Source organism: Rhodococcus sp. NPDC003382 (assembly GCF_053589135.1).
This window is the reverse complement of sequence record NZ_JBSFRH010000007.1, coordinates 1-21,307: the sequence shown is the minus strand read 5'-3', so window position 1 is coordinate 21,307 and position 21,307 is coordinate 1. Positions and strand designations below refer to the sequence as shown.

Here is a 21,307-nt window from a genome sequence, read left to right as displayed (position 1 = left end):
CCCCCATCGCCACAAAGGCACACCGGCGCGTCAGCGCAGCACGGAACTGCCGAGGTACTCGCAGGCCTGCAACGCGAGCGCGACGTCCAGCTTGTCGTGCGTGGCGGGTGCGCGGGTGGGGTCGCCGAGGGCCTTGCCGACCCGGTACTTGACGGTGTTGCGGTGCAGGTTCATGCGTTCGGCGGTGTGCAGGTGGCTCTCGCCGGTCGCGAAATAGGTGCTCAGCGTTTCCCGCAGCATCGCAGCCTGCTCGGTGTCGTCCGCGAGGGGACCGAGCACCTCGCCGACCCACGCCCGTGCGGCGTCGAGATTGCGGGCGAGCAGGGACACGACAGCGACACCGCGGTCACCGAAACCGATGACGCGGCGATGTGAGGTGCTCTGCACCATGGCAATCGAATACGCGGCCCTGGCCTGCTCGTGGCTGCGGCAGAATCCGGCCTGACCGGTCGCGGGCAGCCCGACGGCCACCCGGCCGGTGGAGTGGGTGCCGACGACCGCGGCGAGTTCGGCCGTGTCGATCGTCGGCGGGCGCCGGCCGAACGGCAGCCACGCCCACACGGTGCGGCGGTCGACGGCGGTGAGGATCGGAGGGCCGTCGGCCCTCAGGTGTTCGGCGATGCGGCGGACCAGCCGGTCGAGGGGACTGACACCTCCGTCGGCGGGTTCGACGGCGGACCAGACGATCATCGCGACGTGGCACCGGTCGAGGCGGTATCCGGTTTCGGATTCGAATGCGGCAGTGTCGGTTTCGGTTCCCTCGACCAGTCCGTGGATGAGCGCCGAGTGCACGTTCCCGCGGACCGCCGACCACCGTTGACGTTCCTTCTCGTACGCGTCGAACACGTCCAGGGTGATCCGGTCGATGTACCGGGAGACGACCGACGAGACGTTCTCGATCACATCGAACGCCAGGTTCGTCGGCAGGTCCATCGAGCGGACCTCGTCGACGAACATCCGGATGAACTCGTTCTGCCCGAGGTGATAGGCCCGAACCAGTGAGTGCGACGACACGTCGCGCTGCGCGAGCCGCAGCGCGTATTCCACTGCTGCCGTGGCAGGTTGGAGGTGCTCGGTGGGAATATCGTTGGCGAGCACGTGGATCATCGTCGTGATGTTGCCGTGCACGCTCGCCTCGAGCAGTTCGACGAGCAGCGGGTCCTCGTCGAGCCGGGCCACCTCGCGGGCAATCATGGTCGTCAGCGCGCGGGTGATCTCCTGCTGGCGGTCCCCGAACCGCTGCGCGATCTCACCGACGACGCGGCGAACCTCGTCGTGCGTCGTCGTCCCTGTGCCGTTCGTGGCCGCCGGATCAGCCACGGCCACTCCGTAGCCGGCGCAGCGCGGATTCGGCGGCGTTGTAGCCGCACATGCCGTGTGCGCCCGCGCCGGGCGGGGTGGACGCCGAGCACAGGTACACCCCCGGGACACCGATGTCGTACGGATCGAGGGCGATCCGCGGCCGGAACACCACCTGCACACCGGCGTTCGCACCACCGATGATGTCGCCGCCCACCTGGTTCGGGTTGTCCCGCGCCAGATCGGCCGGGGTGGCCACCGTCGTCGCGACGATACGGTCGCGGAATCCGGGTGCGAACCGCTCGACCTGGGCGACGACGGCCTCGGTCGCATCCCCGGTGTATCCGGCGGGCACGTGCGCGTAGGCGTACACCGGGTTCACGCCGTCACGGGAGCGGGTGGGATCGGCCACGTACTGCTGACCCAGCAGCACGAACGGCCGCTCCGGCATCCGACCGGACGCGACCGCTCTTTCGGCAGCGGCGACCTCGTCGAACTCCCCGCCGAGGTGCACGGTCCCGGCGCGACCGCATTCGGGGTCGGTCCACGGGATCGGCCCGTCGATCGCGAAGTCGACCTTGAACGCGCCGGGCGCGTGCCGGAACTTCCTGTACGACTTCGCGATCCGTGACGGCATCACATCGCCGAAGATCTCGAGGGCGCCCTCCGGGGCCACGTCGAGGAGTACGACGTCGGCGGCCGGGATGTCCGCGGTGCGTCGCACCCGCACACCGGTGTGGATCTTCCCGCCGTACTCGGCCAATTGCGCGGCGAGCGCGCGGGTGATCGCCGACGATCCACCCTCCGCGACCGGCCATCCGTAGCGGTGACCCGCGGCGACGATCATCAACCCGACCGCGGAGGTCGCGGGCCGATCCAGCCGGTGGTAGGCGTGTGCGGCCACCCCGCCGAACAGCGCCCGGGCCTTCGGAGTGTGGAACCAGCGTGCCGTCACCGTGGCCGGCAGCAGCGCCCGGGGACCGAACGCGGCCAGCCGCAGCGGGTGCCTCGGCACGTTCAGGACCGGGCGCATCAGGTCCCCGGCCAGCGCATCGAACCCGCCGGCCAGGTCCGCGAACATCCGGCGCCACCGCGCGCCGTCGGCTGTTCCGAGTCCGGCGGCGGTGGCGTCGAGCGACCGGTACAGCAGCGCGGCCTCACCGCTGTCGAGCGGATGTGCGCAGTCGACCTCGGGCCACCGCCACCGCAGCCCGTACCGCTCGAGGCCGAGGGTCTGCAGGTAGGGGGAGCCCGCACCCATCGGGTGGAAGGCCGAGCAGTGGTCGTGGACCAGGCCGGGGACGGTCAGCTCGCCGGAACGGGTGCCGCCACCGATCTCGTCGGCCGCTTCGAGAACCTGGACGTCCACACCGCTACGGGCGAGGTGGACGGCGGCGGCGAGCCCGTTGGGCCCGCTGCCGACCACGACCGCTGTGCTCACGCCAGGACCTCCCGATCGTCCGCGTCGCGATGTGCGCCCCTGCGGTCCATTGTCCACTGCACGTCGAACGGGATCGGGCCGTTGGGCAGCCAGGGCTGCTCGGCGACCGCGTCGGCGACCTTGTAGGTGCCGCGTTCGATCACGCCGACCGCCGCGTCGATCACCTTGTATTCCTGCACGCCGCGGTGGATGGGCTGCGATTCGATCCAGGCGACGACGAACTCGCCGGGCGCGAAGTTGCAGCGGCGCTGGATCGCGGCGATCAGGTGTTCGTTGTGCAGGTGCCCGTCACCGAAGTTGAAGGCGACGATCGAGTTGCACGAGAACTCGGCCTCACGCAGGTCGTAGGTGTCGATGTCGTCGCCGAGGTGCCGCATCATCAGGGAGAACAGCGCGCGGCCCTGGCTGTGCATCGACCGCCAGCCGAGCAGCTGGTGCATCACGACGTCCGCGACCTCCGGCGGGTACGTCTCGAGCAGCTGGGTGCGAGTGTTCTTCGCGGCCCGGACGATGTGCCGGTCGAGCTTCTCCTCCGCGCCCGGCGCGAACGCCCAGGTCGCGGACGCCCAGTTGCCGGCGTACTGCCGCATCGACGGCAGGAACGACACCAGGTCGGGCCGCAGGTTGCCGAGGACGGGGAAGAAGCACAGCGCGGCGGCGATACCGCCCGCCAGCCACCACGACGACATGTCGCCGACGCCGTAGCCCTCCCACGCGGGGAAGCCCCAGAACAGGAACACGGTGGCGTACGCGAAGAGCAGGTTCCACTCCAGCGGGACCGCGAGCGGGAAGGTGGAGGCGATGAAGAAGTGGAACGCCACCATCAGCAGCACCGCGAGCAGCGTCACCGTGCGGTTGGTGGAGAACAGCAGGATCACCGGGGTGACGATCTCGACGAGCGTGCCGAGGACATGGGCGACGCCGCTGCCCAGGTGCGACGGGCGCAGGTCGTTCGGGAAACTGCGGTAGTGCATGCGCTTGATGCGCTTCGACGGCATCCAGGGCGTGTTGCTGATCATCGGCGGCACGACCATGGCGAAGTGGCGTCCGAACTTCGAGACACCGGCCCCGACCCACACGGTGACGATGAGCAGCTTGAGCGCGACGATCATGTCGACGAACGGCAGGAACGTGAAGAACACCATGGCCGGGAGGTACTGCTCACTGCGAGCCGCGATGAAGATGACCTTGTCCCGCAGGCCGATCACGACGAGCAGCGCGATCAGCGGGGCCACGACGGCGGGCCGGACCAGGCCGACGTTGTCGGCGACGAGTGCGTCGAGCGAACCGGTATGGACACCCGGAAGAACCACGGCGGCAACGAGGTTCGCCAGCAGCACGGCGTAGAGCAGGACGTCGCCGACGGTGCGGCGGTCACCGGCCGTGCCGGGCACCTTGTCCGGCCACGGTGGGAGCCGGATCGTCTCGGGCTTGAGCCAGTACCGGAAGCCGCCGGTCATCGGCTTGAAGTGGCCGGCGAGGGGGCCCCACGAACCGGCGAGACCGAGCGCCTCGAGCAGCACCGTCCACAGGATCAGCTTCTGGTAGACGATCGGCTGGTTCCACCACGACGCGACGTCGAACCACGACAGTCCCGACGTGAGGGTCGCCAGTGCGGTGCCCGCGCCGACGTAGAGGATCGCCAGTTTGAGGATGTAGACGGTGTGCACCATCTTCGGGGTTCCGAACCCGTGGTCGACCCAGTGGGTCGACATGGCGCGCAGACGGTCCCGGAACGGTCGGTCACGAAATGTCGAGGGGTCCACCTCGGGGAAGTTGCCGGTCTTGAATCCCATGGGAATTCGCCTCCTGGGTAGGGTGTATCGCCTCACCGGCCTGCTGCCGGCGAGTCGAGTGGACGAGCTGTGGGGGAAGGGGTCAGGCGTCGGCGGGCACCGAGTGGCGGCGCCGTAGGCCGGGCTTGTCGATCTTGCCGACCGGGTTGCGCGGCAGAGCGTCGACCAGGACTATCGCTTCGGGTACCTTCACCCGCGTCAACCGGTCGGCGACGTGGGCGAGCAGTTCCTCCTCGGTGGTTTCACGATCGGGGTAGGTCACCACGTACGCGACCGGCACCTCGCCGTACACGTCGTGGGGTGCGCCGATCACGGCGCATTCGAGCACCGCCGGATGTTCGGCGAGTGCGTTCTCGATCTCCTTGGGGTACAGGTTTTCTCCGCCCCGGATGATCATGTCCTTGATGCGGTCGACGAGGGTGAGGTAGCCGTCCTCGTCGAGGCGGCCGACGTCGCCGGTGTGCAGCCGTCCGTCGACGACGGTGCGGGCGGTCTCGTCGGGCCGGCCGAGGTAGCCGGCCATGACGTTCGGGCCTTCGATGACGACCTCGCCGATCTGCCCGGGCGGCAGCGTGTTTCCGTTCTCGTCGACGATGCCGATGCGTTGACCGGGCAGTGCCGGCCCCACGGTGCCGAGTTTGCGGGGACCGTCGATCGGGTTGCACGCGGACCCACAGGTTCCTTCGGTGAGCCCGTATCCCTCGACCACGACCAGCCCGAAGCGTTGCTCGACCCGATCGAGGAGTTCCTTCGAAATCGGTGCGGCACCGCAGATCCCGAACCGGAGCGAGGACGTGTCCAGCGACGCCTGCGCGGGCTGCGAGACGAGCAGGGCGTAGATCGTGGGCACGGCCGAGAAGTAGGTCGGCCGCAGCGTGGCGACGTCGTCGAAGAACCGGGCGGGGGAGAACCGGCCGGTGATGCTCAGCTGCGCCCCGGCCAGGATCGGTGTGAGGAAGCTGACGGCGATCGCGTTGACGTGGAACAGCGGCAGGATCAGCAGGCAGTGATCGGATTCGGTGAGCCGCAGATGCGTCCGGAACGATGCCGCCATGAACTGCAGGTTCGCGTGCGTGAGCTGCACTCCCTTGGGGCGGCCCGTCGAACCGGACGTGTAGATCAGCAGTGCGGTGTCGTCGGCGGCGGGATCGTCACCGGCGGTCCACCCGGCCGGCGGTGCGGTGACCATGTCGTCGACGTGGATCAGCGGCCGCCCGGCAGACGGCGACTCGGGGCCGGTGCCCAGCACGAGTACCGCTCCGGCGTCGTCGATCTGGTAGCCGGCCTCCGCGGCCGTGAACGCGGGATTGACGGGGGTCGCCGTCGCCCGGAGCCGCCACGCGGCCATCAGCGCGACGAGCAGTTCGGCGCGGTTGGGCAGCATCACCGCCACGACGTCCCCGGCTCCGATCCCGTGCTCCTGCAGCTGGGACGCGAAACCGTCCACCCGGCTGGCGAATTCGGAGTAGGTGAGCTGAAGGGAGTCGTCACGCACGCACGGCCGGTCGGACTCGCGATGCCACACCAGGTATTCGATCGTCGCGGGGTCGAGCGTCTCGGCGCTGTGGATTGTCACGGTGCTGTCGGTCGTCACGGCGGTCGGTCCTTCCTTCGGGGGATGACCGCAACGGTAGTGACGCATGTCACGTATCAACCAGGGCCTCGCGGGCTCGAGTTCCGGCGCGGCGTTGTCCCCGGAGCACAAAAGCCCCGCGTGCGGGCCTTCTGTATGCCTATCCCAGCCAGTCCAGAACGGCCGCCGCCGTCCACGACTGCTGCATGCTGCCCAGCGGTTCGCCGGTGAACGGCTCGTAGTACTCGGCGAACGAACCGTCGGCGGCCTGCCGGAGCCCCTCGGCGCGCAGCATGTTCGCGCGCTCGGCCCAGCCGCGGCGCGCGAACGCCCACGAGTACAACCACGTCATCACCGGCCACACCGGTCCGCGCCAGTACTCGCGGGACCTGAAATCCTTCGACACCGGCGACGTCGACGGCGGCACCGCGTACCGCAGGTCCGGATGTCCGCAGAACTTCGGTCCCTCGAATGTCCGCAGCAGCGCGAGTTCGGTCGCCCTCGGCAGGCCGCCGCACAGCAGCGGCGCGAACATCGCGAAAGTCTCGGTGGCGATCCACTTCCCGGATCGGAGATCGAAATCTCGTGCCGCGCCGGTACGTTCGTCCGTCGTCGCGATGACGCCCCGCCGGAATCGCTCGGCCCAGCCGTAGAGGTCGCGCACGTCCGCGTGCGGCCGCGAATGCTCCTCACCGATGACGGCGAGCACCTCGCACGACAGCGAGAAAACGGCGCTGACGAACACGTCCTCGACCGCGAAGCTCATCGCGGTGGTGAGTTCCTCGTCGTTGTACCGGACGCCCTTCATCTCCTCGAGCAGCCACAGATAGCGGTTGTACTCGGCGTCGGTGGGACGCTGTCCGGCATCGCCGACGTGCACCAGATCCTCGCGCAGATAGGCCGGGATCGGACCGGGCACGACGTTCGCGTACGCGGCGTCCCAACGCGGCGAGTTGTCCATCCCGGACTCCCACCCGTGATACAGCGCGATGCGGCCGTTCCCCTCCAGGTCGCGGGCACGGGCGAGCCAGCGATGCCAGCGCACCAGATCCGCCCACCGCCGGTCCAGGAACTCCTCGGCGACCGCGCGCGTGCTGCGGCCGTGCCGGCGGCCGTGATCGAGGATCCGCTGCACCGCGATCGCGTGCACGGGCGGCTGCGTGATCCCCGACGTCTGCACACCCTCCGGGGCGTGCGCGGCGAGCTCGCTCACCGCCCACCGGGACGGACCGGGGAAGTACCCGTCGACGCCGTTGGCGAAGACGATGTGCGGGATCATTCCGTTGCTCCACTGCGCCGACAGCAGCGTGTCCAGTTCGACGACGGCGCGTTCCACGCTCAACGGCGCCAGTCCGACGGCGACAAACGCCGCGTCCCAGCTCCACATGTGCGGATAGAGCTTCGGCGCCGCACTGGTCATCGTGCCCAGATCGTTGCCGCGCAACAGGTAGGCAGCGCGCGCGGCGAGCTGCGTATGGGTGAATCCGCGGTCCGGCATCGTTTCATTGTGCGACTTCCGAGGAAAAGCGCACGCCGAGAGCCCGGTCGGCCGCCCCCTCGTGCCGTGCCGGCGGCACCGGGAGGACAATGGGACGGTGAGCTCCCGTCCCCGTCCCGCCTCCGATGCCGTTCTGTCGCCCGGAATCCACGACATCGACACCGGCACGTGCGAGCTCGTCAAGGACCGGTACCGGCCGGACGGGTGGCTGCTCGAGATCAACGGGGTGCCCAGTTCCCACATCGACCTGTCCGATCCGACGCTGCTCGAGTTCGAGTACATGCGGTGGATCGCGCACCTGATGGATGCGCACTGGACCCGGGCCGACCGGCTGCGGGTGCTGCACCTCGGTGGCGGTGCGTGCACGATGGCCCGGTACGTCCACGCGTGCTTTCCGAACTCCCGGCAGGTGGTCGTCGAGATCGACAGCCGGCTCGCCGAGCTGGTGCGCGAGTGGTTCGATCTCCCGCGGGCACCGCTGCTGCGCATCCGGGTCGGGGAGGCGCGTGCGGTGCTGAGTTCGCTCACCGACGGCACCCGCGACCTGATCGTGCGGGACGTGTTCGCGATCAACCGCACACCTGCGGCGCTGACGACCGTCGAGTTCACCCGGCACGCCCGTCGTGTGCTGGCACCCGGCGGGATCTACGTCGTGAACTGCGGGGACACCCGCGACCTCACGACCGCCAAGCGCGAGGCAGCGACGATCGGCAGCGTGTTCGCGCACACCGCGATCATCGCCGACCCGGCGATGCTCAAGGGCCGCCGCTACGGCAACGTCGTCATCGCCGGCAGCGATTCGCCGCTCGGCGACTCCGCGAGCCTCGCCCGGGATCTGCTCGGCGGCGCGGTCCCGGCGCAGATCCGTCGCGACGACGAGGTGCAGCGGTTCGCGTCCGGAGCGAAGGTACTGTGCGACAGCGAGATTCCGCTACCTCACGAATCGGCACCGGCCGAGAAGGGCCTCGTCACCGGCTGAACGCCATCGATTCGTCGATCCGGCCGAATCGCATCGTCGGCAGGTCCAGCAGGTAGTTCTGGCGCATCCGCCACGGGTTGCGGGTGCCCTGCCGCGGCAGGATCCCCGCGGCGCGCTGCACGTATCCGGAGCTGAGATCGAGCAGCGGGCGGGTCCGTCCGTCGCCGCGATAGTCGGGCATCGCGCTCCGATACCCTTTGCGCCTCATATGGTTCAACAGCCGGCACACGTACAGGGACGCGAGATCGGCACGCAGCGTCCACGACGCGTTGGTGTAGCCGAGGCACAACGCGAAGTTCGGCACGCCGCTGAGCATCGTCCCGCGGTACACGTACCTGTCGCTCGGATCGACCCGTTCCCCGTCGACGACGAGCGTGATACCACCGGCCGGAACGATCCGCAGACCGGTCGCGGTGATCAGCACGTCGGCCTCGAGTTCTTCACCGGACTCGAGCCGGACCCCACGGTCGGTGACCCGTTCGATCCGGCCGGTGACGATGTCGGCGCGACCGGATCGGAGCGCCCGGAACAGGTCCGAGTCGGGAACCAGGCACATGCGCTGATCCCACGGATCGTAGGTGGGCGCGAAATGTGGATCGACCGGCGCGCTCCCGTGCAGGCGGCGGGCGGCACCGGTGCGAATCACCTTGCGCGCCAGGTGCGGCATCCGCCGGCAGAACTGGTAGAACGCCAGCATTCTCGTGACGTTCTTCATACGCACGACACGGTGGGCGACGTTGCCCGGCAACCATGTCCGGATCCGGTCGGCGAACCGGTCGCGAGTGGGAAGCGAGATCATGTACGACGGGGACCGCTGCAGCATCGTGATGTGCTCGGCGTCCTCGGCCATCGCGGGCACCAGGGTGACCGCGGTGGCACCGCTGCCGATCACCACCACGCGTTTGCCGGACCAGTCGAGGTCCTCCGGCCAGAACTGCGGATGCACCACGGGGCCGTCGAAGATGTTCAGGCCGGGAATGTCCGGCAGGTACCCCGATTCGTAGCTGTAGTAGCCGCTGCACATGTACAGGAACGAGCACGTCAGTTCGACGGGGAGGCCGTCGGCGATCGCCCGCACCGTCCACGTCGCGGTGCCCGAATCCCACGTGGCACCGGTCACCTTGTGCCCGAACCGGATTCGTCGATCCACCCCGTAGTCCGCGGCGGTCGCCCGCACGTACTCGAGGATCGAGGGGCCGTCGGCGAAGGACCGGTCGCCGTGCCACGGCCGGAACGGATATCCGAAGGTGTACATGTCGCTGTCGGATCGAATACCCGGGTAGCGGAACAGATCCCACGTTCCGCCGATCGCGTCGCGACCCTCGAGGATCGTGTAGGTCAGGTCCGGGCACTGCGTCTGCAGGCGGTATCCGGCGCCGATACCGGAGAGGCCGGCCCCGACGATCACGACATCGACGTGTTCCACATCCGCTCCTATCCGGCGGTCCAGGCCAGCAGTTCCTCGACGGGCCACGTGTTGATGACGTCCTCCGGTTCGACACCCCGCTCCGCGGCGCGCTCGCATCCGTACCCCAGCCAGTCCAGCTGGCCGGGGGCGTGTGCATCGGTGTCGATCGCGAAGCGGCACCCGAGCCGCAGCGCCAGGTCGATCATCCGGCTCGGCGGGTCGCGACGCTCCGGCCGGCAGTTGATCTCGACGGCCGTGCCGTGGTCGCGGCACGCGGAGAACACCTTCTCGGCGTCGAAGGTCGATTCGGGCCGCTGCCCGCGACCACCCGTGACGAGCCGCCCGGTGCAGTGCCCGAGCACGTCGACGTGGGGATTGGTCACCGCCCGCACCATCCGCCGGGTCATCGCGGACTTCTCGGCCCGCAGTTTCGAATGCACGCTGGCCACGACGATGTCGAGCTCGGCGAGCAGGTCGTCGTCCTGGTCGAGCGACCCGTCCTCGAGGATGTCGACCTCGATGCCGGTCAGGATCCGCGCTCCGTCGCCCGACGCGTTGAGTTCGGCGATCACTCCAAGCTGGGTGCGCAGCCGCTCCGGGCTCAGCCCGTTGGCAACGGTCAGTCTCGGCGAATGATCGGTGACGGCGAGGTACTCGTGCCCGAGCATGGTCTTCGCGGCGCGCGCCATCTCCTCGATGGGGCTACCGCCGTCGGACCAGTCGGAATGGGTGTGCAGGTCGCCGCGCAGGGTGGTGCACAGGTCGTCGGCCCCGCGCCCGATCGGCTCGGCCGCATCGCGCAGTTCCTGCAGGTAGCCGGGGATTCCGTCGTAGGATTCGCGGATCACGGCGGCGGTTTTCGGGCCGATGCCGGGCAGTTCGGACCACGTGTCGGTGCGGCGGCGGTGCTCCCGTTGTGTCTCGTCGAGTGCCGCCACCACGTCCGCCGCGTGGCGGTAGGCCTGTACACGGTAGGTCTTGGCGTGCTCGCGTTCGAGCCAGAACGCGACTTCGCGCAGTGCGCTCACCGGGTCCATATCCTCCATTGTGGCCGCCCCACCGCGGCCCGGGTGGCGGGAAACCGCTATTCGGTCCGTCCGGTCGGGAGAGGCGGCACGGAACCGGGCCGGGCGCCCTGTCCTACGCTCGGCCGTATGCGTCCGACAGCCCTGATCACCGGCGGAACCCGCGGCCTCGGTGCCGCGATCGCCCGCGAACTCGCCCCCGACCACGACCTGCTGCTGGGTGGTCGCACCGAGGAGTCCCTCGGCGCGATCGTCGCGGAACTTCCCGGCGCGACCCCGTGGCCGGTGGATCTGCTCGACCACGATGCCGTCGCCGCGGCCTGCTCCGGCATCGATCGGCTCGACGTCCTCGTGCACAACGCGGGCATCGCGAGCCTCGGCACCGTCGCCGAATCCGATGTCGCGCAGTGGCGGGAGATGTTCGACGCCAACGTCTTTGCCGTCGTGGCCCTGACCCGCGCCCTGCTGCCTGCCCTGCGTGCCGCGAACGGGCATGTGGTGCTGATCAATTCGGGTTCCGGCCTGAATGCGCGGGCCGGATGGGGAGCGTACGCGGCGAGCAAGTTCGCGCTGCGGGCATTCGGCGATGTACTGCGCCAGGAGGAACCGGCCCTGCGCGTGACGTCGGTGCACCCGGGCCGCATCGACACCGACATGCAGCGTGCGCTCGTCGCCGAGGAGGGCAACGAGTACCGGCCCGACCGGTACCTGCGCCCGGCAACCGTCGCGCAGGCGGTCGGGAACGCGATCCGCACGCCCGCCGACGCCCATCCGACGGAAATCGTGCTGCGCCCCCGGTAGCCGCTACCGGTCAGAACGGCAGCGGAATGACCACCGGCGGGGCGCCCGGGATCTGGATCTGGATCTGCGGAGGGGGCGGAGCCGGCGCGGGGGGCGGCGCCGGTGCGGGTGCGGGAGCCGGCGCAGGCGCAGGCTCGGGCGCGGGTGGTGCAGGCTCGGGTGGCGGAGGCGGAGGCGGCGGTGGCGCTTCGGCCGGTAGCGGTGGGGGAGGAGGCGGCGGTGCCGGTGCCTGGGACTGTGGGCGCGGCACCGGAGCGGCGGCCTCGGGTGTCCGGGTTTCGGCTTCCGTGCGCGGCGTGGGGCTCGCGACCGCGGACTCCGCCGGCGGCGCGGGTGCCGGTTGCCGCGGTCCCGCTCCGATCGGCACCGGCAGCAGGTCGCCGGTCGAGATGTCGACGACCGTCAGCTGCGGCACCGAGGTCGCGGCGGGCTGCACGACGAGCAACCGCTTCGGATCCAGTCCCTCCCAGCCGTCGCCCGTCAGTTCCGGGGCCGGTGTCAGCACGGGGGCCGTCAACGGTGTGCCGCGTGCACACCGCACTTTCGGGGTGCCGCGATCGTCGACGAGCACGACCGTGCCCGCCTCGAGTACCGACTGCACGGGGACGACGGTGCCGCTGCGGTACTCGTGCACGGTGACGCGGGTGTCGGCCCGCAGCAGCACCGGTGTCAGCTTGCGGACGTATTCGCGGGCGTCGGTGACCTTCAGGACGCCGAGCCACGCCTCGATCTTCGCGGGATCCTGCTCGAGGGTGTCGACGAGTTCCTGCCGGTCGCACAGTTCGCGCTCGAGGCTGCCGCCGTAGAGCGCGGGGCGGTCCCCGGCGACCGCGGCGGTGCCGTCGTCGGTCACTGCGACCGGATCGCCGGAGCCCTCGACATCCTCGTCGTCGGGTTCCGGCACCACGACCGGGACCTGGGCCGGCAGCAGCAGTCCGGTCCAGGGGTACTGGTCCTGTGCGGTCGCGATCTCGAGTCGTACCGGTTCGGTTCGCTCGGAACCACCCGACGAACATCCACTCACCACGAGCGCGATCAGAACGAGCACCAATCCGAATCCGCGCGCAGCGGCATCGGTGGCCACCCGCACATCCTAGGACGGGTTACAAATGCGATCGGTGGATTTGCGGATTCACCGGAACGGGGTGTCGGGCGATATGTCCTGTGTCGTGAACACCTCCGACACGAAGTCCACGAGCAGTTCGTCGACCCGGCGCGCGCGTTCCATCTGCACGAAGTGGCCGGCGCCGGCGAGCAGGTGAACGCCCCTGAGGTCCGGCACCGTCTGCCGCATCCGCTCCAGCGCGTGCGGTCCGGCCATGGTGATGACGGGGTCGTTCGCGCCGGCGACGAACAAGGCCGGGACCTCGAGCAGGGCCGGTTCACTTCCCGCCGCTGCCTCCCAGTTGGCGTCGTAGGCGCGATACCAGGACAGGCCGCCCCCGAATCCGGTTCGCGCGAACACCCTCGCGTAGTGGTCGAGTTCGTCCTCGCTCAGCCAGTCCCAGGGCAGGTCCGGCGCCTCGGGCAACACGTCGAGGTAGCCGTTTCCGTCCGACGGGTGCTGCCAGATGTCCAGGTACCGGTATCGGCCGGACAGCGCGTGGAACAGCCGCTGCAGGAACTCGCGGGGCCGCGCGTCGAGTTCGCGTTCCGCGACCCCCGGTTCCTGGAAGTAGTGCAGGTGCAGGAAGTGCCGGTGCGCCATCGCCGCGTACAGCTCGGTGGGCCGCGCGGGCAGCGGGTCCGGCGCGTACGGCACGGCGAGCAGGACCAGTCCGGCGACGCGGCTGCGGTGGCGGAGCGCGGCGGTCCACGTCGCGGGTGCCCCGAAGTCGTGCCCGACCAGAACGGCCCGTTCGATGCCGAGGGCGTCGAGCAGACCGACGAGACGATCGGCGACCGCGGCGTTGGTGTACTCGTCGATCGAGGTCGGCCGGTCGGTTCCGCCGTAACCGGGCATGTCCGGCGCGATGGCCCGGTAACCGGCGGCGGCGAGTGCGCTCACCTGGTGCCGATAGCTGTATCCGAGACCGGGGAATCCGTGGCACAGCACGACGGCGGGCCGGCCGGCGTCACCGGCTTCGGCAATGTTCCACGTGAAACCATCGACCTCGACGACGACGTTGCGCATCAGGACGCGGGCACCGTGACCATGTCGTCCTGGTTCCAGTACGCCTTCATCGAGGTGATCTTCGCGTCGTCGTCGAAGGTCATGACGTCCACGACCTCCATCACGAGGTCCTGCTCGCCGAGGTGCGTGGTGAGGCGGAACAGGAACGCGGCGTTGTTCGCGGCGATCTTGAGGGTGAGCAGTTCACCGGTCTGAGCGAGCGGCTCGATGACGCCGTAGAACTCGCGCAGCGCCTCTTCGGTGGTGCGCGGTTCGGTGCCGACCGGGTCCTCGACGGTCGCGCCCGGCGCGTACAGGGCCAGGACATCGTCGGTCGTGCCCTTCGCGACCGAGCGGATGTAGTTCTCGACGGTCTCGCGGATCGCGTCGGCGGTCGGTGCCATGAAAGCCTCCTCGAATAGAACATGTTCTAGATCAGGAGACTAGTGTCACCGGAGCCCGCAGACCAGGTCCCGCAGCGAATCGGCTCCGCCCCGGCGCGCGGGATGCTTGGCTGACACGAACTGGATGACGCTGCAGGTGCGCCGAGAGGAGTCTTCATGAGCGAGACGGCCGCGTTCACCCTCGACGGTCACGGCGGAACCCTGGCCGGACGCCACTGGCCGGCCGAGAACCCGCGCTATGTCGTGTTGCTGTGCCACGGCTACGGCGAGCACTCCGGACGGTACGAGTACGTCGCGACCCGGTTCGCCGCCGACGGCGCCACGGTCTACGCGATCGACCACGTCGGGCACGGGCTCAGCGACGGCGAGCGGGTCCTCGTCGAGGACTTCGAGAAGGTCGTCGACGACTTCCACCTGCTCGATCTGACCGCGCGGCGCGAGAATCCCGGCCTGCCCGTCGTGCTCGTCGGGCATTCGATGGGCGGGATGATCGCCGCGCGCTACGCCCAGCGATACGGCGACAGCCTCGCCGCGGTCGTCCTGTCCGCGCCGGTGCTCGGCACCTGGGCCGCGGTCGACGCCCTGCTCGCCGCCGACGAGATTCCCGACACGCCCATCGACCCGGACACGCTCTCCCGGGACCCGGCGGTGGGCCGCGCCTACGTCGCCGACCCCCTCGTGTGGCACGGCCCGTTCAAGCGGCCCACGGTGCAGGCACTGAAGAACTGCCTCGACACCATCTCGGCGGCCGGTCCGGTTGATTCGGTTCCGGTGCTGTGGCTGCACGGCTCCGACGACGGCCTGGTGCCGATCGAGGGCACCGCGCAGGGCTGGGGGACGTACTCCGGTGCGCAGGCACGGTCCGGCACGTATACCGGTGCGCGCCACGAGATCTTCAACGAGACCAACCGCGACGAGGTCCTCGGGGACGTCCTCGACTTCGTGAACAGCGTTCTGCCGGAACGGAACTGATCCGGCAGAACGCCGTCACCCGGAACTTGCGAACCGCGCTACTTGACCACGTTGATCATCTTGCCGGGCACCACGATCACCTTGCGGGGCGCGGCACCGGCGAGCAGCTCGACGATCTTCTCGTCCGCCAGCGCCGCCGCCTCGATCGCGTCGGGCTTCGCGTCGGCGGGCACCGTGATGCGGCTGCGCACCTTGCCGTTGACCTGGATCGGGTACTCGACACTGTCCTCGACGAGCCACTTCTCGTCGGCGACGGGGAACGGACCGTGCGCGAGCGACTCGGTGTGCCCGAGCCGCGACCACAGTTCCTCCGCGAGGTGCGGCGCCACCGGCGCGAGCATCGACACGAGCGGCTCGACCGCGGTCCGCGGCGCGCCGTCCGGGTACGTCTTGGTGAGGTGGTTGGTGTACTCGATGAGCTTCGCGATCGCGGTGTTGTCCCGCAGGTTCGCGTAGTCGTCGGACACACCGGCGATGGTGCGGTTCAGCGCACGCAGCGTGTCCTCGGCCGGCTCGGCGTCGGTGACGCGCACCGCGCCGGTCTCCTCGTCGATCGCGGCGCGCCACACGCGCTGCAGGAAGCGGTGGGCACCGACGACGTCCTTGGTCGCCCACGGGCGGGACTGGTCGAGCGGACCCATCGACATCTCGTACACGCGCAGCGTGTCGGCACCGTAGTCGTCGCAGATCTCGTCCGGCGCAACGGAATTCTTCAGGGACTTGCCCATCTTGCCGTACTCGCGGTTGACCCGCTCGCCGTTGTGGAAGTACTCACCGTCGCGCTCTTCGACCTCGTCGGCGGGGACGTAGACACCGCGCGAGTCGGTGTAGGCGTACGCCTGGATGTAGCCCTGGTTGAACAGGCGGCGGTACGGCTCCGACGACGTGACGTAGCCGAGGTCGAACAGCACCTTGTGCCAGAACCGCGCGTACAGCAGGTGCAGCACGGCGTGCTCGACACCGCCGACGTACAGATCCACACCGCCCGGGTCGTTCGGGCCGTGGATCTCCGGACGCGGACCGGTCCAGTACGCCTCGTTCTCCTTGGCGCAGAACTCGTCCGGGTTCGTCGGGTCGATGTAGCGCAGCTGGTACCACGAGCTGCCCGCCCACTGCGGCATGACGTTCGTGTCGCGGGTGTAGCGCTGCAGGCCGTCACCGAGATCGAGGTCCACCTCGACCCACTCGGTCGCCTTCGCGAGCGGCGGCGACGGTTCCGAGTCGGCGTCGTCCGGGTCGAACGACACCGGCGCGTAGTCCTTCACATCCGGAAGTTCAACGGGCAGCATCGATTCCGGCAGCGGGTGGGGGCGTCCGTCGGCGGAGTACACGATCGGGAAGGGCTCGCCCCAGTAGCGCTGACGCGCGAACAGCCAGTCGCGCAGCTTGTACTGGATGGTGCCGGTGCCGGCACCCGATTCCTCGAGCTTCGCGACGATCGTCTTCTTCGCGTCCGCGACGGCGAGACCGTCGAGGTAGTCGGAGTTCACCAGCACACCGTCGCCGGTGTACGCCTCGGCGGTGATGTCGCCGCCGGAGATGACCTCGCGGATCGGCAGGCCGAACGCGGTCGCGAACTCCCAGTCGCGCTGGTCGTGTCCGGGCACGGCCATGATCGCGCCGGTGCCGTAGCCGGTGAGCACGTAGTCCGCGATGAACACCGGCAGCTTCTCGCCGTTGACCGGGTTCACGGCGTACGCGCCGAGGAAGACGCCCGTCTTCTCCTTGCTCTCCTGCCGCTCCAGATCGGACTTGGCGGCGATCGAGGCGCGGTAGCCGGCGACGGCCTCGGCCGGGGTGGCGGCGCCACCGGTCCAGCGCTCGTCGACGCCCTCGGGCCACGCGCCGCCGACGATCTCGTCGACCAGGGCGTGCTCAGGCGCGAGCGTGACGTAGCTGGCGCCGAACAGGGTGTCGGGGCGGGTCGTGAAGACCTCGATCTCGGCGTCCTCGTGGCCGTCGACGGCGAACTTCACCTGGGCGCCGTGGCTGCGGCCGATCCAGTTGCGCTGCATCGTCTTGACCTTGTCCGGCCAGTCCAGGAACTCGAGATCGTCGATGAGACGGTCGGAGTACGCGGTGATGCGCATCATCCACTGCCGCAGGTTCTTCCGGAACACCGGGAAGTTGCCGCGCTCGGAGCGGCCCTCGGCGGTGACCTCCTCGTTCGCGAGCACGGTGCCCAGGCCGGGGCACCAGTTGACCAGCGAATCCGAGCGGTACACCAGGCGGTAGGCGTCGAGCGCGTCCTGCTTCTCGGCATCCGACAGCGCGGCCCAGTCGCGGCCGTCGTCGAGGGTGCGGGCACCGGACTCGAGTTCGGACTCGAGTTCCGAGATGCGGCGGGCCTTGCCGGCCTCCGTGTCGTACCACGCGTTGTAGATGGTCAGGAAGATCCACTGCGTCCAGTGGTAGAAGTCCACGTCGGTGGTCGCGACGGCACGACGCTCGTCGTGGCCGAGGCCGAGACGGCGCAGCTGCCGCTTCATGTTCGCGATGTTCGCCTCGGTCGTGGTGCGCGGATGCGTGCCGGTCTGCACCGCGTACTGCTCGGCCGGCAGACCGAACGAGTCGTAACCGAGCGTGTGCAGGACGTTGTGGCCCAGCATGCGGTGGTAGCGCGCATAGACGTCGGTGGCGATGTAACCGAGCGGATGCCCGACGTGCAGGCCCGAACCGGACGGGTACGGGAACATGTCCTGCACGAACAGCTTGTCGGCGGGCACGTCGCCGGCCAGCGGGCCGACCGGGTTCGGCGCTTCGAACGTGCCGCGTTCGCGCCACAGCTCCTGCCAGCGCTGCTCGATCCGCCCGGCAAGCTCGGCGGTGTACCGATGCTGCGGGGTGGCGTCGGACGACGGAGTGGAAGTCTGATCAGGACGAGTCACGGCGGTCGCTATCTACTTGGCTGGCGTCTGTTACCTCCGACCAGGGTAGAACGTGGCCGAACCCGACCGGACCGGCGGCTGCGTCCGGCGGTATCCTGGTCGCCGTGTTGATCGTCGCCATCGTGCTGTTCGTACTCGCCCTCGCTGTCGGTGTCGTCGCCGTCGCCGGGCTCACCGGACGGCTCGGACGCAACCGTTGGGCAGGTGTCCGCACCGCGGACACGCTGCGCGACGACGAGACGTTCGCCCTGGCCAACAAGGTCGCAGCCCCCAGCATCCTCGGTTCCGCCGTGCTGCTCGTCGCCGGTGGTGTCGCCGCGCTGACGCTGCCGACCGTCGCCGGTGTCGTCGCCGTCGTCGTCACGATCGTGGCGGCGTTCGCCACGGCCGGGGCCGGCGGATCCATCGCGGCGCGGGTGGCCGCTGCCACCAAGCCCGAGGAGACCGAGGGCTGCGGCACCTCGTGCGGCGCGTGCAGCCTGCGCGGCGCGTGCGAGCCCACCGCCTGACGACGGTCGGCGCCTGACGACACACGTCTCGGGCACTCTCGCGGATCGTCCCGCAGTCCCTACTCTGGGCCGGTGACGACCCGCCGCATCATCGATCCCGCCGGTGCCCTGTTCGGCATCGCCCTTCCGATCGCCGCCGCCGTGGCCGCGGTGCTGGTCACCGCTGCGTGGGAACCTCGCCTGCCCGCCGCGATCGCGACGCACTCGTCCGGTCCGGACCCGGACGGGTTCTCCTCGCCGATGTCGAACGCGTGGACGATCGCCCTGGTCATCGTGCTGGTCGGTGGCGGTTGCAGCGCGATCGCGGCGCTCGCGCAGGCCATGCTGATGATGCGGCGGTACATGCTCGTCGTCGGGCTGGGCGTCACCGGACTGCTGGTGACCATCCACGTGACCATGCTGGCGGCGCAGCTGGACCTTTCCGACGCGGCGCAGGCGCAGCTGCCGATGTGGTCGATCGGCCTCGGCGTTCTGCTCGGTGTCGCGGTCGGGCTCGTCGGTGCCGCGTTGCTTCGGGACTACCGGGAGCGGGTCCCGGCGACCGCTGCCCCTGACGCGAAGCTCCCTCGCGGTCGCGTCGAGTTGCCGATCGTCGACCAGGTCGGGACCGGCACCCGCACCACGGCCGTGCTGGCACTCGTGGTGCTGGGCCCGGCCGTGCTCGTGTGCTGGTCCGCCGGCTCCGGGTGGCCGCTCGCAATCTTCCTGCCGGTCGGGGTGCTGGTGCTGAGCCTGCTGCGGTTCCGGGTGACCGTCGACGAGGCCGGCGTGCGCGTGCGCAACCTCGGCATGACGGCGGTCGAATACGGCCTCGACGAGATGATCGGCGCGAAGGTCACCGAGACCCGGCCGTTCGAGGACTGGGGCGGCTGGGGGCTGCGCGCCAAGGGCCGCGGCCGGTACGGACTGGTCACCAACACGGGCCCGGCGCTGGTGTTCACCACCGCGGGCGGTCACGAGTTCACCGTGACCACGGAGCGGGCGCAGGAGATGGCCGGGGCGCTCAACAGCCTCGCCGACGCTCGCGTCCGCTGAACTCCGCGCCGGAATCCCGAACCGGCCGAGCTACGGGAAACGGGGACATCGTACGGACCGGTCCGGTTCAATGGAATGCGAATTTCCATGGAGCACAATCGACCGGATGCCCGGAGGTTCCAGTGAGTCATCGGAGACGATCACACCCCGACGGGATACTCGCTCCCGCCTACACGACCCGCCTCGACACCGACCCGGTGCCCGCGTCGAAACTGCCTCAGGGATCGATGGAACCGGACGCGGTGTACCGGTTCATCCACGACGAGCTGATGCTCGACGGCAGTTCCCGGCTCAATCTCGCGACGTTCGTCACGACATGGATGGAGCCGGAGGCGGGCCGTCTCATGGCGGAGACCTTCGACAAGAACCTCATCGACAAGGACGAGTATCCGTCGACCGCAGCGATCGAGGAACGTTGTGTCGCAATGGTCGCGGACCTGTTCAACGCGCCGGGACTCACGGAGTTCGATCCGGCGTCGGCGACGGGTGTGTCGACGATCGGCTCGAGTGAGGCGGTGATGCTCGCCGGGCTCGCCCTCAAGTGGCGGTGGCGGCAACGTCACGAAGCGGCCGGCGGCGACACTTCCCGCCCGAATCTTGTTCTGGGAAGCAATGTTCAGGTGGTGTGGGAGAAGTTCTGCCGCTACTTCGACGTGATACCCAAGTACCTTCCGATGGAACCCGGGCGCTACTCGATCACGCCGGATCAGGTGCGAGAAGCCGTGGACGAGAACACGATCGGCGTCGTCGCGATTCTCGGCACCACGTACACCGGTGAGCTGGAACCGGTATCGGAGATCTCCGCGGTTCTCGACGAGGTCGCCGCGTCGGGTGGGCCGGACGTGCCGCTGCACGTCGACGCCGCGAGCGGCGGATTCGTGGTGCCCTTCCTGCGTCCGGAACTCGAATGGGACTTCCGGGTACCGCGCGTGGCGTCGATCAACGTCAGCGGCCACAAGTACGGCCTGACGTATCCGGGAATCGGATTCGTGGTGTGGCGCGATCAGGACGCGCTGCCCGAGGACCTGGTGTTCCGGGTCAACTATCTCGGTGGCGACATGCCGACGTTCACCCTGAACTTCTCGCGCCCCGGCAACCAGATCGTCGGCCAGTACTACAACTTCCTGCGCCTCGGCCGCTCCGGCTACCAGCGGATCATGGAAACGCTCCGCACGACGGCGGTCCGGTTGGCGCGCGGGATCTCCGAGATCGAGGGCATGAACGTCATCACGGACGGCAGCGCCATCCCGGTCATCTCCTTCGAACTGACCGACGATCCGGGCTTCACGGTCTTCGACATCTCACACGAACTGCGGGCCCGCGGATGGCAGGTGCCGGCATACACGATGCCCGCGGACGCCGAGAACGTCGCGGTGCTGCGGATCGTCGTCCGTGAGGGATTCAGCGCCGATCTGGCCCGGATGCTGCACACGGACCTCGTCGAGGTGTGCGACGAGCTGCGTAAGAGCGGAATCGGAAAGCATTCGACGGAAAAGCATTTCGCTCACTGAGCGGTGTGCCTTTGTGGCGGGGGGGGGCGCCCCCACAGCCCACCCCGGCCCCCGC

At 69.3% G+C, this 21,307-nt stretch carries 17 protein-coding genes; 6 read left to right on the top strand and 11 right to left on the bottom strand.

Annotated elements, in window-relative coordinates; all coding sequences use genetic code 11:
• Positions 1-30 precede the first annotated feature (30 nt).
• From ACWDUD_RS07080 to ggh, 5 genes are all read right to left on the bottom strand, one after another.
• Positions 31-1,320 carry a PucR family transcriptional regulator gene (locus tag ACWDUD_RS07080; protein ID WP_450108840.1) on the bottom strand — a complete coding sequence of 430 codons (1,290 nt, stop codon included), beginning with the start codon at positions 1,318-1,320 and terminating at the stop codon, positions 31-33.
• Entirely contained in the window at positions 1,313-2,740 is a 1,428-nt protein-coding gene (locus ACWDUD_RS07075) for a phytoene desaturase family protein (protein WP_450108839.1), read from the bottom strand. The genes ACWDUD_RS07080 and ACWDUD_RS07075 overlap by 8 nt, the downstream gene beginning before the upstream one ends.
• On the bottom strand, positions 2,737-4,536 hold the full coding sequence (locus ACWDUD_RS07070; RefSeq protein ID WP_450108838.1) for a DUF3556 domain-containing protein: 1,800 nt from the start codon (positions 4,534-4,536) through the stop codon (positions 2,737-2,739). Before ACWDUD_RS07070 ends, ACWDUD_RS07075 begins: the two co-directional genes overlap by 4 nt.
• 82 nt (positions 4,537-4,618) lie before the next feature.
• The gene (locus tag ACWDUD_RS07065; protein ID WP_450108949.1) at positions 4,619-6,073 is read right to left on the bottom strand and encodes a class I adenylate-forming enzyme family protein; all 1,455 of its coding nucleotides are present in this window, start codon (positions 6,071-6,073) and stop codon (positions 4,619-4,621) included.
• 196 nt (positions 6,074-6,269) lie between these two features.
• Positions 6,270-7,607: a glucosylglycerate hydrolase gene (ggh, locus tag ACWDUD_RS07060; RefSeq protein WP_450108837.1), complete on the bottom strand. Its 1,338-nt coding sequence runs from the start codon at positions 7,605-7,607 to the stop codon at positions 6,270-6,272.
• 97 nt (positions 7,608-7,704) lie between these two features.
• Here ggh and ACWDUD_RS07055 point away from each other — a divergent pair, with 97 nt between their 5' ends.
• Positions 7,705-8,586 (top strand): spermidine synthase, encoded by an 882-nt coding sequence (locus ACWDUD_RS07055; RefSeq protein ID WP_450108836.1) that lies wholly within the window; start codon positions 7,705-7,707, stop codon positions 8,584-8,586.
• On the opposite strand, the gene ACWDUD_RS07050 is transcribed toward ACWDUD_RS07055, so the two are convergent.
• Both ACWDUD_RS07050 and ACWDUD_RS07045 read right to left on the bottom strand, forming a co-directional pair.
• Positions 8,576-10,012, bottom strand: coding sequence for a flavin-containing monooxygenase (locus ACWDUD_RS07050; protein WP_450108835.1), 1,437 nt, complete (start codon positions 10,010-10,012; stop codon positions 8,576-8,578). The two genes, ACWDUD_RS07055 and ACWDUD_RS07050, sit on opposite strands and share 11 nt — an antisense overlap.
• 8 nt (positions 10,013-10,020) lie before the next feature.
• Positions 10,021-11,031, bottom strand: coding sequence for a PHP domain-containing protein (locus ACWDUD_RS07045; RefSeq protein WP_450108834.1), 1,011 nt, complete (start codon positions 11,029-11,031; stop codon positions 10,021-10,023).
• A 117-nt stretch (positions 11,032-11,148) separates the two neighbouring features.
• Between ACWDUD_RS07045 and ACWDUD_RS07040 the strand changes: the two genes are divergently transcribed.
• Positions 11,149-11,820, top strand: coding sequence for an SDR family oxidoreductase (locus ACWDUD_RS07040; protein ID WP_197251465.1), 672 nt, complete (start codon positions 11,149-11,151; stop codon positions 11,818-11,820).
• A 10-nt stretch (positions 11,821-11,830) separates the two neighbouring features.
• Here ACWDUD_RS07040 and ACWDUD_RS07035 read toward each other — a convergent pair whose 3' ends face one another.
• From ACWDUD_RS07035 to ACWDUD_RS07025, 3 genes are read right to left on the bottom strand one after another with little or no spacing between them, the layout of a single operon-like run.
• Positions 11,831-12,904 (bottom strand): DUF6777 domain-containing protein, encoded by a 1,074-nt coding sequence (locus ACWDUD_RS07035; protein ID WP_450108833.1) that lies wholly within the window; start codon positions 12,902-12,904, stop codon positions 11,831-11,833.
• A 48-nt stretch (positions 12,905-12,952) separates the two neighbouring features.
• Positions 12,953-13,954: an alpha/beta fold hydrolase gene (locus tag ACWDUD_RS07030; RefSeq protein ID WP_450108832.1), complete on the bottom strand. Its 1,002-nt coding sequence runs from the start codon at positions 13,952-13,954 to the stop codon at positions 12,953-12,955.
• Complete coding sequence (locus tag ACWDUD_RS07025; protein ID WP_450108831.1) at positions 13,954-14,337, bottom strand: nuclear transport factor 2 family protein; 384 nt, start codon at positions 14,335-14,337, stop codon at positions 13,954-13,956. Before ACWDUD_RS07025 ends, ACWDUD_RS07030 begins: the two co-directional genes overlap by 1 nt.
• 156 nt (positions 14,338-14,493) lie before the next feature.
• On the opposite strand from ACWDUD_RS07025, the gene ACWDUD_RS07020 reads away from it, so the two are divergent.
• Positions 14,494-15,309: an alpha/beta hydrolase gene (locus tag ACWDUD_RS07020; protein ID WP_450108830.1), complete on the top strand. Its 816-nt coding sequence runs from the start codon at positions 14,494-14,496 to the stop codon at positions 15,307-15,309.
• A 38-nt stretch (positions 15,310-15,347) separates the two neighbouring features.
• Here ACWDUD_RS07020 and leuS read toward each other — a convergent pair whose 3' ends face one another.
• Positions 15,348-18,197 carry a leucine--tRNA ligase gene (leuS, locus tag ACWDUD_RS07015; protein ID WP_450108829.1) on the bottom strand — a complete coding sequence of 950 codons (2,850 nt, stop codon included), beginning with the start codon at positions 18,195-18,197 and terminating at the stop codon, positions 15,348-15,350.
• Positions 18,198-18,301: 104 nt separating this feature from the next.
• Between leuS and ACWDUD_RS07010 the strand changes: the two genes are divergently transcribed.
• The 3 genes from ACWDUD_RS07010 to ACWDUD_RS07000 all read left to right on the top strand — a co-directional run bounded on the left by ACWDUD_RS07010 (position 18,302) and on the right by ACWDUD_RS07000 (position 21,252).
• On the top strand, positions 18,302-18,706 hold the full coding sequence (locus ACWDUD_RS07010) for an SdpI family protein (protein ID WP_248674522.1): 405 nt from the start codon (positions 18,302-18,304) through the stop codon (positions 18,704-18,706).
• A gap of 72 nt (positions 18,707-18,778) precedes the next feature.
• Positions 18,779-19,741: a DUF1648 domain-containing protein gene (locus ACWDUD_RS07005; RefSeq protein ID WP_450108828.1), complete on the top strand. Its 963-nt coding sequence runs from the start codon at positions 18,779-18,781 to the stop codon at positions 19,739-19,741.
• 122 nt (positions 19,742-19,863) lie between these two features.
• Positions 19,864-21,252: a glutamate decarboxylase gene (locus tag ACWDUD_RS07000; protein WP_450108827.1), complete on the top strand. Its 1,389-nt coding sequence runs from the start codon at positions 19,864-19,866 to the stop codon at positions 21,250-21,252.
• The last annotated feature ends 55 nt before the right edge of the window (positions 21,253-21,307 follow it).

What these genes read in the sequence shown, in the direction of transcription:
- ACWDUD_RS07070 (WP_450108838.1), bottom strand. Translation starts at nt 4,536, where the DNA reads ATGGGATTCAAGACCGGCAACTTCCCCGAGGTGGACCCCTCGACATTT.
- ggh (WP_450108837.1), bottom strand. Translation starts at nt 7,607, where the DNA reads ATGCCGGACCGCGGATTCACCCATACGCAGCTCGCCGCGCGCGCTGCC.
- ACWDUD_RS07045 (WP_450108834.1), bottom strand. Translation starts at nt 11,031, where the DNA reads ATGGACCCGGTGAGCGCACTGCGCGAAGTCGCGTTCTGGCTCGAACGC.
- ACWDUD_RS07040 (WP_197251465.1), top strand. Translation starts at nt 11,149, where the DNA reads ATGCGTCCGACAGCCCTGATCACCGGCGGAACCCGCGGCCTCGGTGCC.
- ACWDUD_RS07030 (WP_450108832.1), bottom strand. Translation starts at nt 13,954, where the DNA reads ATGCGCAACGTCGTCGTCGAGGTCGATGGTTTCACGTGGAACATTGCC.
- ACWDUD_RS07025 (WP_450108831.1), bottom strand. Translation starts at nt 14,337, where the DNA reads ATGGCACCGACCGCCGACGCGATCCGCGAGACCGTCGAGAACTACATC.
- ACWDUD_RS07020 (WP_450108830.1), top strand. Translation starts at nt 14,494, where the DNA reads ATGAGCGAGACGGCCGCGTTCACCCTCGACGGTCACGGCGGAACCCTG.